This is a genomic window from uncultured Maribacter sp. (genome assembly GCF_963977385.1).
Lineage (GTDB): Bacteria > Bacteroidota > Bacteroidia > Flavobacteriales > Flavobacteriaceae > Maribacter.
This window is the reverse complement of sequence record NZ_CAXBOU010000007.1, coordinates 156,342-171,850: the sequence shown is the minus strand read 5'-3', so window position 1 is coordinate 171,850 and position 15,509 is coordinate 156,342. Positions and strand designations below refer to the sequence as shown.

Here is a 15,509-nt window from a genome sequence, read left to right as displayed (position 1 = left end):
AATAATTAAGAAAGGTTTTTTGCAAGAGTAAATTTGAAATGAACTCCGGTTTTAAGATTCAATCTCTTTTCAATGGTAATTATACCACCTAATTTTTCTATGAGCACTTTGATTGTGGTTAAACCAATACCAGTATCAGTAGCATTTTCTGTGCCTAATTTTTCAAACAAAACGAAGATTTTATTCCAATATTTTTCAGATATTCCTGGTCCGTTATCAACATAATCGAAGTTGTAATAATCATCATCCTCACTAAAAGAAACCGAAATATCAATAGTAGGTTTGTCTGAAAATTTTATACTATTTGATAATAAATCTCTGAATATTTGATGAAAACTATTAAGCGAATGATGTATTGTATGATTACAATTTTCTAATTGTAAATTAACTGGAGTTTCTGATAATTGTTTATTGAGAGTTCGTGTTATCTCCTCTGAAATATCAAAATCTATTAAAGCTATATCGGCATTTGTTATGGCATTGTAATTTATGATTCCATTGATTAATGACTCCATGTATTCTACTCGATTATTAATGATGTCCAAGAAATTTGGAATTTCGGTATCCTTAAAAAAATCGGAATAATCTTCCTTTATAAACCCAACTACAGAACTAATACCTAATAATGGTGTTTTCATGTCATGTGCTAATCTATAAGATAAATGTTTTAATTGATTATTTTTTATGCTTAATTCTTCGTTGATAATCTTCTGTTGAATATTTTGTCTTCGAAGTTCTAACTGGGCCATGACTTGATTGGCTAAATCTTTTAAACAACTCTGTTGTCTTTCTGTAAACTCTAGCCGTGGTTTAGTATCAATGACACAAAGAGTACCGATAGATTCTCCATCTTTAGTATTTAAAGGAGCACCGGCATAAAACTGTACTTGTGGGCCTCCTGTCACTAATGGGTTGTCTTTAAACCGTGCATCTTTATGGGCATCATTAACTAGTAATATGGAATCAGGGGAGTTAATTGCATGAGCACAAAATGCCAAATCTCTAGGTGTTTCAGTAGCATCGATTCCGTGATGAGACTTAAACCATTGCCTTTCCTCATCGATTAAGGATACCAATGCCATTGGGGTGTTACAAATATCTGCAGCAATGCGAGTAATCGCATCGTACTCTTGTTCTTTTAAAGTGTCAAGAATATTAAAGCTCTTTAATGCTTTAAGTCTTTGAGATTCATTTAAAGGTATTTCTGGCTTTACCATATAGTCTACGTAACTGAAATACTTATATCAAAAGTAAGAAAGTACTTACTTTTGATATAACGATAAAAATATCTGCTTCTTATAAAAAAAAATAGTTTTCTGTTAAATAAACTTGTTTAAAAAAAGGAGCTATTCTTGTGGCTTTGTCTCTTCAGTATCTTCACTGTCCTCAACATCTTTATTCAGATTGTTCTTTAATATGTTAAGTTTTTTCAATTTGCCTTTCCAGGCATCTAATGATTCTTTATGTTGATTAACCCTTTTAATTACGTCCTGAACTAAAGGATTGTTTTCAGATGCATTAGAAAAGAACTCTAAATTATTCTCCAGTTGTCGAATATCATTCTTACTCTCGTCAATCTTTTTCCTAATGAAAGCACGTTCGTTTTGTATCGCTCGTTCTTGATTATCATCATTACTTAGTTGTTGAATTTTGTTTCCATATTTCAACAATTCTGATTCTTGCTTGCTAACTCCCATTTTTTGGAATAGCGCATCAATTATCTTATCGAATTTTTGATTGATATTTTTCTTTTTGAAAGGAACTCTTCCATAGGTTTTCCATTCTTCAGTAAATGTTTTGATTGAGGCCAAATCCTTTTCTTGAGTACCACTCAATTCAAAATTCTTAAGACGTTCAATGCATTCCTCTTTTTGTTTGTAATTACCTTCTTCTTCTTTAAAGGCATCATTTTTAAGAGCATTTAACCTGTCGAAATAATGATTACAAGCATTTTTAAAGTCTTTCCATAACTTATCTGAATATTTTCGAGGAACATGACCTACTTTTTTCCATTCGCCTTGAATACGCTTCATTTCTGAAGTGGTAGTATCCCAATCCTCACTTTCTTTAAGCGATATGGCAACCTCTAATAAGGCTCTTTTTTTATCTAAATTTTCTTGTTGGTCTTTTTTAAGATTTTTGTAAAATGCATTTTTGTTTTGGTTAAACTTACGTACTGCCCCTTTAAAAGAATTCCAAGTTTTTGAATTTACTTTTTGAGGAACCTGGCCAGCTTTAAAAAATGTCTCGCGTAGTTCTTCAATCTTTTTAATCTGTTGCTGTAAAGTGCCGTGGTTGGTAGATACCTTTTCTGCAATACCGTTTATTTCCTCAATGATAGCATTTTTAAGCTCTAGATTTTCCTCTTTTATTTTGTCAAGATTTTTGAAATAATCTTGTCTTCTTTCATGAATAATTTTAGTTGCGGCACTAAATCTATCCCAAATATCTTCTCTATGATCTTTGCCAACCGGACCTAAATCTTCTTTCCAAATCTTGTGTAAAACTTGAAGTTCTCTAAATGCACGATTTAAATCTGGTTCTTGCGCAAGTTCTTCGGCTCTGGCAACTATTTTACCTTTCTCCTCTAAATTATGTTTAAAATCGAGGTCTCTTAATTCTCTATTTATGTTTAGAAAATCATAAAAAATTTCAATGTGGTGGTGATATGTTTTCCAAACATTATTATAATCACTTTTTGGAATAGGGCCTGCATGTCTCCATTTGGCCTGTATATCTTTAAAATTGTTATAGGTAGTATTTATATCTTCCTCAACATTTACCAAAGCTTTTAATTGTTCAATTAAGTCTAAACGATAAGCAAGGTTTTCTTTATGGCTTTTTTCTAAGCTCTTATAGTGTTGATTTCGTTTGTCGCGATAGTCAGAATATACTTCGTTGAATTGTCTTTTATCTACAGAATTATATCTGAAATCAATTTCATTACCACCACTAGAAATAAATTCCTCTTTTTTCTCTTCTAAAAATTCGTCAAATTTTTGATTGAACTCATCTTTAATAGTATCTACATGTTTTCTAATCGCTTGAACTTTTTCGTTTTTTACTAAACGTTGTAATTCACCCACTAGATTTTCCATGCTCATCTCATGATACTCTGGCATTGGTATATCATGTCGTTTTACCGTATCGGTATCCTCTGCATCCTCCGCATTAGAATCATCAATTTCTTCTAAAACATCAGTTTCTACAGTAGTTTCGACTGTCTTGTCAGCTGAATCTTCTGGTGTTGTTTCAATAGGAATTTCAGTTTGCTCAACAATATTTTCCACTGTATTTTCAGTGGTTTCGACTGTAGCTTTTTCCTCTATTGAACTTTCTGGTGTTTTTTGCTCTTTATCCTCAGACATAATCCTAAATTATATGCTTACAAGATAGTGACAACCCCAAGAATTGCAAAGTATTGCAGGTTCTTTTTGGTTTTCTTTTCAACGGGTAATCTGAGTAAATAGCAGTATTAACTGCAATGAAAAAAGTGTTATTAGAAGTTATATTGATCTATAAATTCCAAATAGACCACGATTTTTCGGCTTGAAATTCTAACATTCGATGCCCATTGCATATTGTTGCTCCATTTGCTTTTCCCATAGATAAAAAGGCCGTCTCTTCTGGGTTGTAGATAAGGTCGAACAATAAATGTTCTTTGCTTATTCTCTGATACGGAATGCCTGGCTTTTCTTCAATATTTGGAAAAGTACCAACGGGTGAACAATTAATTATTAAAGTGTGTTCAGAGATGATGTCATCGGTTATTTCTTCATACTTAAAACCATTATTTTTTCCACTTCTAGAAACAAATGAGAAAGTAATACCTAAATCTTCTAATACAAAAGCGACTGCTTTAGACGCGCCGCCGGTACCTAAAATTAATGCTTTCTTGTGGTGGTTTTTTAAATGTGGCTCTAACGATTTTTGAAATCCGTAGGCGTCGGTATTATAACCTGTCATACCTTTTTCAGTGAATTTTATAGTATTCACAGCTCCTATTTTTTTTGCTGCGACATCAATATCATCTAAAAACTGAATGACTTCTTCTTTATACGGTATGGTAACATTTAATCCCTGTATGTTTTCTGTTTTTTTAAATATTGTTGGGAATTCAGTTATTGACTGTAAGTCGAAATTATTATAGGAATAGTTAGACAGCCCTAATGCATCGAATTTCTTTTTAAAATACCCTCTTGAAAATGAGTAGGAAATATCCTTGCCTACCAAGCCAAAATTAGTTTTCTGTTTTTCTGTTTTTTCCATACCAATCTAAAAGTAGCAAAATACTAATACCAAAAATAATAAAGAAAATGGCGGTCCAGTTTTCTATTGTTGTCATATCTGGTAGAAATCGCTCATAGTTCATTATTATTCGCTTTCCGTTCGAATCTAATATTACTTCCCCATCGAGACCTGTTTTGTAAATAGTTTTTTTCCATGGCCAAACTACACCTAATGATCCAGTTATGAATCCTAAAATTATTGCTGTTGTGACATGTTTAAAATGTTTGAGAACATAGGTCAATAAATGAGATAAAGTAACAAGTCCAGTTGCAGAACCCAAGGTGAATACTGCTAAAATTTTAAGTGTATGAAGTCGTTCCGAATTTGAAGTGAAACTAAAGTCCCCAACAATTATCTCTGAGAAAGTATCATATAAAGCGTTGACAGAATCTACTAAAAGTAACACGTAGTTACCTAATAATATAAGTATAAACGATCCAGAAAGACCAGGTAAGGTCATGCCCGAAACACTTATCATTCCACATAAAAAAATGAATAAAAGGTTGTCGTTTTCTTTCGCCGGACTAAGAAAGCTAATAGCGATACCAACACTTAAGCCTATGATGGCAGCTGTAAATGTCTTCTTTTTCCAATAATCGAAATCTTTGCCAATATAATAGATAGAACCCAGAATCATTCCAAAAAATGAGGCCCAAACAAAAAGTTCTCTTTTTACTAGAAAATAATCTAATACTTTTGATATACTAAAATAACTGACCAGCATCCCAAAAATCAGAAGGGTCAAAAATGAACCATTAATATATCGGTAAAAACTTTTAAACCTGGCATTAATTAATAGCTTAAAAGCTTTGGCGTTTATTTTCTGTAGCGAATAAATAAACTCTTCATAGAAACCGCCTACAAAAGCGACAATACCACCTGATACACCAGGTACTTTATTGGCTGCACCCATACATAGCCCCTTAATGATCAAGAATATTTTATCAGTTAGGGTACGGGGTTCGTTCATCTGGGTGCGCGCTTACTTCTTTGAAGCTGATTTTTCTAATATAAAAATAAGAGAAAAACCGATGATAGCGGCAACAATGGCTAATGTTAATTGATTATCTCCTGTAAAGGCAAATGGAGAGATATTTTCGTCTATAATAATTTCTTTTTTGCCAATTTGAATTATCTCGATTATATTTTTCCAAGGCCAAATTTTATTCAATGATCCTAAAATGAATCCTGTTAAAATAGCAAGGGTTGCATCTTTATAATTGGTAAACATCCATTTTAAAATTCTCGCGAAACTTAAAAGTCCGAATACGGCACCAAAAGCAAATGTTGCTATAATGCTGAGTTCTTTATCATTTACCGCTTCTAAAACAGTTTTGTAAGAGCCTAATAATACTAGAATAAATGAACCCGAAATTCCGGGTAATACCATGGCACAAATGGCTATCGCTCCAGATAAGAAAATAAAAGGTAAACTACCTGAACTAGTAGACGGTGGTAATGTGGTAATGTAAAATGCACTTGCAGTACCAATAATAAAAAGGAAAATTGCTAAAAAATTCCATTTATTAATCGACTTAGCAACAAAGATTACACTTGCTAAAACTAATCCAAAAAAGAAAGCCCAAGTAGGAATTGGGTGTTCTTCTAAAAGCCAAGCTATAACTTTCGATAAAGAAAAGATGCTAATCATCATACCAACTAATAAGGCTAGTAGGAAATTACCGTTCAATTTCTGCCAAAACATTTTGAACCCCTCTTCCTTTAAAACTTTTAAGGTCTTTAGATTAACATTATTTATAGATGTGATGAACTCTTCATAAATACCAGTGATAAAAGCAATTGTACCACCAGATACGCCCGGCACCAATTCAGCAATACCCATTGCCATGCCTTTTAGCGTAATAAAAATATAATGTTTTAGTTTTCTATTTTCCATGAAATGTAGAACCTTTTCTATGAAGCTTTATTGTATTTGTTTACAATTTCTTTGGTCCATTCTGAATTAGCGAATTCAGGAAATTTATCTGTAAATAGATGTATTTTTTTTTGATTCTTATCTAATTTTAAGGCATCCATGAATGTGATTCTGGCATTAATTAAGTCTTGACCGATAAGTTGATATCCTACAGATTTGTATAAAAGTTTAAGACTTTCAGGATAAAATTCCCTACCCTGAGATAAAATCTGTACGGCTGCCATTGTTTCTCCATTCATATAAACAACATCGGCCCATTTTAACCAGGTATCCAATTCATAATTACCTAAATCTACCGATTGCTTGAAAGCGAAATCAGCTTGGTCATAATTTTTCAAGGCAGTATGTATTTGAGCACATTTTTTCCAATATGATGGATTTTCACCATCTATATTCAAAGCCTTGTTGATATAAAAAACTGCTTTTTCGAAATCTCTAATGTTGTAGTACAAATTTGTGATGGCCAACCAACCTTTATCCAATAAAGGATCTTCATGAACAGTTTGATAGAAATAGTATTTTGCCATTTCTGTATTCTTTAACTTTTCATAGCATTTGCCTATTCTAAGAAAGGCATGTGATGTTGGGTCTTCAATTGAAATGGTAGTCTCGTAATTTTCTATGGCTTCTTTATGTCTTCCTAATTTTTCAAGAACTTTTCCTTTTTCAAAATAGGCGCCTATAAATGAGTCATCTGAAATAATGGCAAAATCAAAAGCTGATAATGCTTCGTTATACATTTGTTTGTAGTAATACTGTTTTCCTAGCTGATGCCAAGCTACTTCACAATACGGGTTTTTTTCTAAGTATTCGTTTAAATATAAAATGGCGCCATTATAATCTTCTAAAAATTCAAAACAGTAAATAACATTATAGAGCGAAGAGTAATCTTGTTCATCAAACTCAATACACTTCATAAAACTTTCCTTGGCCTGTTCGAAGTTATCCATGAAAAGATACTCCATACCTAGAAGACTATAAATATCAAAACTGTTGGTAGTTATACTTAATGCTCTTTGTAAAAGTTCTACAGCTCCTTCATGATTATCTTTTTTAGAATATATATTCGCTCGTTGAATATAAATCTCTTCATTCTGATTATCTAAAAGTTGTAATTCATCTAAGAGTGCTTCGGCCTTTTCTGTCTGGTTTTCAAAAACCATAACTTCCACTTGAAGCAACTTTAATTCAATAGAACCTGGATGCTGCTGTAGACCAATTTTAATCCCTTTTTTAGCCAAAGAGATTTTACCATGATTCAAATAATGGTGCACTATATCCTCAAAATCTTCAGCATCAAAGAAGTAGACGTCGTCTGTCTTGAGCATTGATTCGAATTTGGTAATAGGTTTGTCCGGTCTCTCGTTAGATTCTAACGCCATAGGAACTTTGGGTTTTACTAGATATTTAAAAGTAAGTGTTTGTGGGGTAATTGAGCCTGAAGTAGGTTCTATATTATTAACAAATTAGTTAACAACCTTTATTTACAAAGAATTTAAAACATTTAAAATAGTAGTGCACCCTTCGTAAATTTCCTCATTTGAAATAGTTAACGGAGGAGATATTCTTACTGCTTTATTTTCGAACAAAAGCCAAAACAAAATCAATTTCTTTTCTTTAGCGCGCAGTACCAATTCATTTGCCGTTTCTGCCGAATCCATTATTAGAGCTAACATTAAACCCTTTCCTCGTATTTCTTTTATCTTCGGATGTATCAATAACTCCTTGAATAATTCTTCTTTTTTTAAGGTATCTTCTATTAACGAAGTTTTCAATAGAACTTGTAAAGTAGCTAAACTAGATGCTGCAATAACAGGATTTCCGCCAAATGTTGTGATGTGACCCATTTTAGGATTTTCACTTAAAGTTTCCATTATTTCCTTACTTGATGTAAATGCACCAACGGGTAGGCCAGATGCCATTCCTTTGCCAATTACCAGAATATCTGGCACACAATTAAAATGTTCAAAAGAAAATAATTTACCTGTTCTACCAAAACCTGGCTGTATTTCATCAAGAATAAGTAACGCGCCCATTTGTGTACAGCGCTCTTTTACTTTTCGTAAATAATCATCTACAGGAACGATAAAACCCGCACCGCCTTGTATGGTCTCTAAAATTACACAGGCAGTTTTATTGGTAATTTTTTCTAAATCTTCCTCATTATTAAATCTGATATGATAAATATCTGGTAATAATGGTCTAAATACACTCTTACGTTCTTCGAAATTCATGAGACTTAAACTACCCATTGTATTACCATGATAAGCCGATTTGGCCGCGATAATTTGTGAACGACCGGTATATCTACGCGCTAATTTTAAAGCACCTTCTATAGCTTCAGTTCCCGAATTCACTAAATAGGTAACTTCTAAAGGTTCTGGTAAATTCTCAGCCAATAATTTAGTATAGTTGGTCGCTGGCGATTGTGCGTATTCACCATAAACCATAACATGCATGTATTTTTCTGCTTGTTCTTTAATTGCTTCAACCACTTCTGGGTGACAATGGCCAAGTGTACATGCCGAAACGCCAGCTACAAAATCTAAATGAGCATTTCCTTCAGTATCGTAAATATAACTTCCGCTGGCATGCGAAATTTCCATGCCTAAGGGGTAGTGCGAGGTTTGTGCTTGGTATTTTAGAAAATCGTTTTTCATGTGAAAGTTCTATTTCACTTTGTAAGGTGTAGTAGTCTTTTTTGGGTCTGAAGTTTTATTCTTAGGTTGAATATTATTAACAGGATCCGTTTCATTCTTACTTCGTTGTTGCTCCTCGGCATCAATATCAATAGGATTGTCGATTCCTTTTATAACTACCAACTCCAGATTATTATCATCTTCGTCGAAAATATCATCCTTAGTTAAAATACGTTCATCACCTCGCCAAACAAAACCTTTAAGTATTCTACTATTTTCCGGTAAGTCTTTTTCTGGAAAAATATCACCATCGGGATCCGTATAAAAAGTTAGGTCTTCGATGTCATTTTCAGCCATGGTAATACGAATTTTACTGCAAACTGTCTTATCTATACCAATGAGTTCGTCGTCATCATTATACATGTAGTAAACTACTTCTGTGTTTTGAACGAGGTCAATTAATTTAAGTTCATTCTCAATAAACTTTCCGAAAAGATTAATTCCTTTTGCTTGATTGTATCCGGTCATACTCACACTATCCAATGAAATAATAAAAGCATTCTCTAATACCTTTAAAGAATCTAGTTTTTCAGTTTCTAAGTTTGATTTTAGATGTATGCTGTCACCAGTCATTTGATTGGCACCGTTCCAAATAATTGGATTTTTTATCAGTTGAGTAATACCTGTCTTCTGTTCAGAATGAATGCTATCACATTTTCCACTTAAATCTGTTTTGTAAAACTTAGCATTTCTGAAGGCTCTAAGTAAACGTTCTTCAGATTTACCGGTTACCATTAAAGTGTCACCGTGAACATAAAGAGAATCTTTTTGTTGAACAGAAATAGAAACAGCTCTTCTAGTCGCAAAAACGGAGTCTTTCGTTTTATGTACCTCGGCATAATGAGCTCTTATAATTCCTTTGTTTATCGTATCGGTGACTGTGATATTGTTTGTTGCTGATGCAAACTCATTAACCTTGTTAAAATAGACACTATCGCCTTCAATAATACGGTCATTGTAGTCTATTCGAGTGTTTTTTATGCCATAACCACTTTCTACTTTTGTGTCGTAAAACCCTCTTTCGCAATAAATTTTATATGTCTCGCCAACTATTGTTGACGGACCATACATATATGCGTTCTTGGATGATGTATAATAGTCTAACTGCTCAGAATCTAACGTGTATTCCGGATTTTGAACATGGACACTATCTAAAAACTGATATTTTTTTAATTCCATGAAATACTTGCCAATCTTACTGGTTAGCGTATTTGAAGAATCGATCACAGTACCATTGTCTTGGTAAAAAGCTTCTTGTTTTTCGCGATCTAAACGTAAGGTATCTGTTCTTAAAGTCATGTCAGAATTAGTTAGAACCACATTGCCCCATGCCTTGGCTAATTTAACATCTCCTAAATAATTGATTTTTTTACTGGTCATTTCAACGGAATCTCCCTGTTTTAAAATGACATTACCTATTGCTTCAAGTCTATTGTCTTTTTGGTAGTAAATAGCAACATCGCACCAGAGGTCGGCACCCTGATGTTCGAATTGAACTTGACGGTCATCTTTGCTAAAGATAGAAGCACCAGGATATTCAACTTCATTTTTAGTGAAGTTTGCCCCATAAACTATATTAATTTGTTTGGATTCTTCAGGATTCTTGTCTTGAGCTAAACCCAATAATGAGAAACCGAATACAAATAAGATGGATGCACAAAAGGTCTTCAATCTACTTTTTTTTCAAAAATAGAACATTTTAAAAGAGCGAATAAGACTATTAGCATACATTTAGTAAAGAGCTATTTTATAGAGGTTGGTTTTTGGCTCTTTTTTAATTGTTGTCCGAATCCTGAATTGTTAAATTATAATGGTTCATTTAAGGGTACGTTGACACCTTTTTCATGAATTTTATCTTCCTCACTTAATGCCGATAAATTCTGTTTATCGAAATCTTATGCATTATTGGCATTTTAAAAAACATATGGATTGCCTAACGTAATAAAGAATACGCTTGCTTTTTTTTCGGAAGTACTGAGATAGCTTTTTTTACACACGATAGGGTTGTCTAAATAAAATTTATCTAGGTCGCCATCAATTTCATGTTGCGATTAGATTGAGTGACCCATTAATATAGACTCACTATTTCCTCAAAATTTTCAATCATTGCCATTACACATATTTCAAATCAACAATTAATCTGTAGGAGATTGAAGTTACATTTTTGTTTCAAAAATTAAACACTCTAGAACCTGAACTATTCCAATTAATACAAGGGTAAAATGTGGCTTTACAGTTATGAAAGTTTTTTTATTTTTGGTACTGCTTTGATCAAGTAGGGTTGAAATAAATTTTAAAGCGAATCTTAAAGATGCTTTAAGGTTTTATTCCTAAATGATGTGGTTGGTTTGGATTGTTTTCTTCTTAAAATATAGGTATAAAAAAACCACTCGAAAGTGGTTTTTTTATTTTACAAAAGAGATTTAGAAATTTCTATAATCACCTTCTAAATAAGCATTTGCTTCATCTTCGGCGAATTTAGCATTTTCACTATCCCAGTGTAGAACTTGATTAGGGAATCTGCCAGCTATTACACCAAGGAGTATAGTTTCTGTAAGTCTAGATGCGTATGAGAAAGGAGCTGTAGTTTCATCGTCACCTAAACAAGCATCTACAAATTGATGATAATGTTTAACACCTTCAGTATCATAATTACGTATTGGTTCACCCATATTATTGGCTTTTTCAACTGCTTCAATTTCCGTTGAAATATCTACATATTTACCATCTACTATTTTTGTAGGTAGTTGCATAAAGTGAGGTAATAGCAGTCTGCCTTTTTCACCTATAAACATTGCGCCTTGGTCAGGTAAAGAGCCTGCGTTACTTACTTTAGTCTCTAAAGACATTTTATCTTCTAAAGAATCTTCAGAAGCTTCGGCTTCAGATTCCATTTTGTCAGAACCTGGTAAGATTAAATCTTCATGGTCTTGTGGAGCACCTGGACCATCATACCATACCCATTTTAAGGTTTCTGCAGTATACTTAGTTTGTGGAAATTCATAAGTTACTACATTATTTTGCGGAAATCCGAATCCGTTAGGTTCTCTACATTCATTTTTGATGGTCATCGGTACCTGTAAATCAAGTGCATTATAGGGCGTATCAAAAATATGAACTCCCATATCACCTAAAGTACCACAACCGTAATCAACTAATTTTCTCCAGTTACCTGGGTGATAAAAACCTTCTTTGTATGGTCTTTCAGCAGAAGTTCCTAACCATAGATTCCAGTCTAAAGATTCAGGAATTGGGTCTTGTCCTGCTGGCTCAGTTCCGTCATACCCCCAATCTTTAGGTGACCATGCACGTACCGTATGAACTTTACCTATAATGCCAGATTGTATTAATAGTGTCGCTAATTTATAATCGTAGAACGAATGAACTTGAATTCCCATTTGAGTAATCAAGCCTTTTTCTGCTGCCAATTTATTCATAGCTCTGGCCTCAGAAACATAATGGGTAAGTGGCTTTTGACAATACACTGGCTTATCCATCTCCATTGCCATCATAGAAGCAGGAGCATGACTGTGGTCGGGAGTAGAAACTACTACAGCATCAATTTCATCACCTATTTCTTTAAGCATTACTCTATAATCGGTATAGGTCTTTGCATTTGGATGTAGCTTTTTTGCTGCTGCCAAATTGTTGGCATCAACATCGCATAATGCAGTTACATCTACCTTGTTATGTGATGAAATAGCTTCAAGATCAGCCGCGCCCATGTTACCAACACCGATATGGGCAGTTCGTAATCTGGTGATTTTTTTCACCTCTTTTTTGCATGACCATAATCCGGATGGTAATAATACAAATGTGGACAATGCCGCAGCATTTTTTAGAAAATCTCTTTTATTCATTGGTTGGTAGTTATAGTTTTTTGATTTTTATATTGCGAAACCAAATAGGACTAGAATGGTCTTGAAAACCTATATATCCTGATTTGAACTTTCCATAATCCTTACTGTTTTTCCATTTATCGGAATTTTTCTTCTCGTACCAGGCATCGTCCCATGGTACAAAAGATACTACTTTTTTCCCGTTCAACCAGTGTTCTACCTGCTCTGGGGTAAATATGATTTTGGTTGTATTCCATTCACCTACAGGATTCAAAATTTTACCATTTGGCTCTGCTGGATGCATAGCATAATCAGATGCTGTTTGTTGTAAGGGTTTTAATTCTTCAGGTTTTTCAGTATAACCTAAACTTAAATTATAATCTGTTATATCATGCATGCTCGCATAATTTTCATCATCGATTAATTGATATTCTGGGGAAACTTCAGGTGGACTATCATAACCTTCTTTTAGGTGATAAAAAATACCGCTATTTCCTCCTTTAGGTAATTTCCATTCAACGTACAGCTCGAAGTTTTCAAATTCTTCATTACCGTAAATAATGTCTGTACCTCCTGTATAGTCTTGCTCTAATCCTAATTCTGTATCGAACTGTAGCTCTCCGTTTTTAGCTATCCACCCAGGTGGTAATTCTTTTCCATTATAAGCGCGCCATCCTTCAGTGGTTTTTCCATCGAATAAAGTAATCCAATCGTTTTCGGTTTCTGCTTCGGTAGTGGCTTTTGAATGTTCTTTCTCGTTTTTATCCGATTTACAGGAAACGATTAAAAATAGAAAAAGAATAATAGTGGGATAAGTGAATTTTTTCATTCTTTCAAATGTGTTTTGGTTGTATTTACTTAAATTTTACACAATAGGGAAATTACAAAAAAAAAGAATGGCGATAAAGGTATTTCCCTATATCGCCATTCTTGTTAGTCGAACAACCTATTACGGTCGCTAAAAGTTTACCTGTGAATTGTTTGAGTCCTGTCTGGACCTACAGAAACAATTTTAATAGGCACTTCTAATTCCTTTTCTAGAAACTCAATATAATCATTCAAATATTTCGGTAATTGATCAGCAGAAGTCATTTTGGTCAAATCTTCTTTCCAACCGTTCATTTCTGTGTAAACCGGAGTTACATTTTCTGCTTCTATATTATATGGGAAATGTTCTATTTCTTTTCCTTTATAATTGTATGCAGTACATACTTTAAGTTTTTCAAAGCCGCTTAATACATCACCTTTCATCATCATCAATTCCGTAACGCCATTAATACGAACGGCATATTTTAAGGCTACTAAATCTAACCATCCACAACGTCTTGGTCTGCCGGTTGTCGCGCCAAATTCATTACCTACACGACCCATAGTTTCACCATCTTCGTCAAATAATTCAGTTGGGAAAGGACCACTACCTACTCTTGTAGTGTATGCCTTAAAAATTCCTTTTACATCACCAATTTGATTTGGAGCTACACCTAAACCTGTACATGCACCAGCTGCAGTGGTGTTAGATGAGGTTACAAAAGGATAGGTTCCGAAATCAATATCTAAAAGTGAACCTTGCGCACCTTCAGCTAGTATTTTTTTACCTTCTTTTTGTGCTTGGTATAAATACTCTTCGCTATCTATAAAAGATAATGCTTTTAACTCTGTAACAGCTTTAAAGAAATCTGCTTCCAGTTCAGCTAGATCATATTGAATATCTACATCGTAGAAACTTATCATTGCCTCATGCTTATTAGCAAGACTGCGATATTTTTCTTTCCAATCGTTTAATTCTAAATCACCAACTCGCATTCCGTTTCTACCGGTCTTATCCATATAAGTAGGACCAATTCCTTTTAAAGTAGAACCAATTTTTGCTTTTCCTTTAGAAGCTTCAGAAGCTGCATCTAATAAACGGTGTGTTGGTAAGATTAAATGGGCCTTTCTAGAAATTAATAATTTAGACTTGATGTCCAAATTAAATTTCTTCAACGCATCTAATTCTTTTTTAAATATCACAGGGTCAATAACGACACCGTTACCAACAACATTTACTGCGTTTTTATGAAAAATACCTGAAGGTATCGTGTGTAGCACGTGCTTAATACCGTCAAACTCCAACGTATGACCAGCATTGGGCCCTCCTTGAAAACGAGCAATAATGTCATAATCTGCGGTTAATACATCTACGATTTTTCCTTTTCCTTCGTCACCCCATTGTAGGCCTAACAATAAATCTACTGCCATCTAAATATTATATACTTGGTTAATTCTTTTTATTTTCTTTTTTACCTACTTCTTTGGTAGGTGTATTTTTAGTCCCATAAAAATATAGGGAATGTGCATTAATCGTAATATCAAAAACTTCTTCGATTGTTTTTTTGATAGATTGAATTCTAGGATCGCAAAACTCCATTACTTCACCAGTATCGGTAAGAATAACATGGTCATGCTGCCGGTCAAAATATGACTTTTCATATTGAGCTTGATTTTTGCCGAATTGATGCTTACGTACAAGTTTGCAATCTAAAAGAAGTTCAATGGTATTATATAAAGTAGCCCTACTAACTCTATATTTCTTATTCTTCATGTTAATATAAAGTGATTCTATATCGAAATGTTCATCACTTTCATAAATTTCTTGAAGTATAGCGTAGCGTTCAGGGGTTTTTCTATGTCCTTTGTCCCCTAAAAAGGTAGTGAAGACGTTTTTTACAATTTCTTGGTTTTTATCCGAAGACATATTTACTGCAT

At 33.6% G+C, this 15,509-nt stretch carries 12 protein-coding genes; all 12 read right to left on the bottom strand.

The window, feature by feature from the left end; genetic code table 11:
* Positions 1-5: 5 nt before the first annotated feature.
* The 12 genes from AAC084_RS09725 to AAC084_RS09670 all read right to left on the bottom strand — a co-directional run bounded on the left by AAC084_RS09725 (position 6) and on the right by AAC084_RS09670 (position 15,498).
* Positions 6-1,217 carry a GAF domain-containing protein gene (locus AAC084_RS09725; RefSeq protein ID WP_339839981.1) on the bottom strand — a complete coding sequence of 404 codons (1,212 nt, stop codon included), beginning with the start codon at positions 1,215-1,217 and terminating at the stop codon, positions 6-8.
* Between the two features lie 129 nt (positions 1,218-1,346).
* Entirely contained in the window at positions 1,347-3,368 is a 2,022-nt protein-coding gene (locus AAC084_RS09720) for a DUF349 domain-containing protein (protein ID WP_339839980.1), read from the bottom strand.
* Positions 3,369-3,516: 148 nt separating this feature from the next.
* Positions 3,517-4,269, bottom strand: a complete 753-nt coding sequence (locus AAC084_RS09715) for a shikimate dehydrogenase (protein WP_339839979.1) — start codon at positions 4,267-4,269, stop codon at positions 3,517-3,519.
* Entirely contained in the window at positions 4,241-5,260 is a 1,020-nt protein-coding gene (locus AAC084_RS09710; RefSeq protein WP_339839978.1) for a DUF368 domain-containing protein, read from the bottom strand. The genes AAC084_RS09715 and AAC084_RS09710 overlap by 29 nt, the downstream gene beginning before the upstream one ends.
* A gap of 12 nt (positions 5,261-5,272) precedes the next feature.
* Positions 5,273-6,187: a DUF368 domain-containing protein gene (locus AAC084_RS09705; RefSeq protein ID WP_339839977.1), complete on the bottom strand. Its 915-nt coding sequence runs from the start codon at positions 6,185-6,187 to the stop codon at positions 5,273-5,275.
* A gap of 17 nt (positions 6,188-6,204) precedes the next feature.
* Positions 6,205-7,608: a tetratricopeptide repeat protein gene (locus tag AAC084_RS09700; protein ID WP_339839976.1), complete on the bottom strand. Its 1,404-nt coding sequence runs from the start codon at positions 7,606-7,608 to the stop codon at positions 6,205-6,207.
* 102 nt (positions 7,609-7,710) lie between these two features.
* Positions 7,711-8,886 carry an aspartate aminotransferase family protein gene (locus AAC084_RS09695; protein WP_339839975.1) on the bottom strand — a complete coding sequence of 392 codons (1,176 nt, stop codon included), beginning with the start codon at positions 8,884-8,886 and terminating at the stop codon, positions 7,711-7,713.
* Between the two features lie 9 nt (positions 8,887-8,895).
* A complete protein-coding gene (locus AAC084_RS09690) occupies positions 8,896-10,596 on the bottom strand; it encodes an OstA-like protein (protein ID WP_339839974.1) in 1,701 nt (566 codons plus the stop codon).
* A gap of 752 nt (positions 10,597-11,348) precedes the next feature.
* Positions 11,349-12,785, bottom strand: coding sequence for a Gfo/Idh/MocA family oxidoreductase (locus tag AAC084_RS09685; RefSeq protein WP_339839973.1), 1,437 nt, complete (start codon positions 12,783-12,785; stop codon positions 11,349-11,351).
* Positions 12,786-12,795: 10 nt separating this feature from the next.
* Positions 12,796-13,593 (bottom strand): DUF1080 domain-containing protein, encoded by a 798-nt coding sequence (locus AAC084_RS09680; RefSeq protein WP_339839972.1) that lies wholly within the window; start codon positions 13,591-13,593, stop codon positions 12,796-12,798.
* A gap of 137 nt (positions 13,594-13,730) precedes the next feature.
* On the bottom strand, positions 13,731-15,002 hold the full coding sequence (locus tag AAC084_RS09675; RefSeq protein ID WP_339839971.1) for an adenylosuccinate synthase: 1,272 nt from the start codon (positions 15,000-15,002) through the stop codon (positions 13,731-13,733).
* Between the two features lie 19 nt (positions 15,003-15,021).
* Entirely contained in the window at positions 15,022-15,498 is a 477-nt protein-coding gene (locus AAC084_RS09670; protein WP_339839970.1) for a transcriptional repressor, read from the bottom strand.
* Between the last annotated feature and the right edge of the window lie 11 nt (positions 15,499-15,509).

What these genes read in the sequence shown, in the direction of transcription:
- AAC084_RS09725 (WP_339839981.1), bottom strand. Translation starts at nt 1,217, where the DNA reads ATGGTAAAGCCAGAAATACCTTTAAATGAATCTCAAAGACTTAAAGCA.
- AAC084_RS09720 (WP_339839980.1), bottom strand. Translation starts at nt 3,368, where the DNA reads ATGTCTGAGGATAAAGAGCAAAAAACACCAGAAAGTTCAATAGAGGAA.
- AAC084_RS09715 (WP_339839979.1), bottom strand. Translation starts at nt 4,269, where the DNA reads ATGGAAAAAACAGAAAAACAGAAAACTAATTTTGGCTTGGTAGGCAAG.
- AAC084_RS09710 (WP_339839978.1), bottom strand. Translation starts at nt 5,260, where the DNA reads ATGAACGAACCCCGTACCCTAACTGATAAAATATTCTTGATCATTAAG.
- AAC084_RS09705 (WP_339839977.1), bottom strand. Translation starts at nt 6,187, where the DNA reads ATGGAAAATAGAAAACTAAAACATTATATTTTTATTACGCTAAAAGGC.
- AAC084_RS09700 (WP_339839976.1), bottom strand. Translation starts at nt 7,608, where the DNA reads ATGGCGTTAGAATCTAACGAGAGACCGGACAAACCTATTACCAAATTC.
- AAC084_RS09695 (WP_339839975.1), bottom strand. Translation starts at nt 8,886, where the DNA reads ATGAAAAACGATTTTCTAAAATACCAAGCACAAACCTCGCACTACCCC.
- AAC084_RS09685 (WP_339839973.1), bottom strand. Translation starts at nt 12,785, where the DNA reads ATGAATAAAAGAGATTTTCTAAAAAATGCTGCGGCATTGTCCACATTT.
- AAC084_RS09680 (WP_339839972.1), bottom strand. Translation starts at nt 13,593, where the DNA reads ATGAAAAAATTCACTTATCCCACTATTATTCTTTTTCTATTTTTAATC.
- AAC084_RS09675 (WP_339839971.1), bottom strand. Translation starts at nt 15,002, where the DNA reads ATGGCAGTAGATTTATTGTTAGGCCTACAATGGGGTGACGAAGGAAAA.
- AAC084_RS09670 (WP_339839970.1), bottom strand. Translation starts at nt 15,498, where the DNA reads ATGTCTTCGGATAAAAACCAAGAAATTGTAAAAAACGTCTTCACTACC.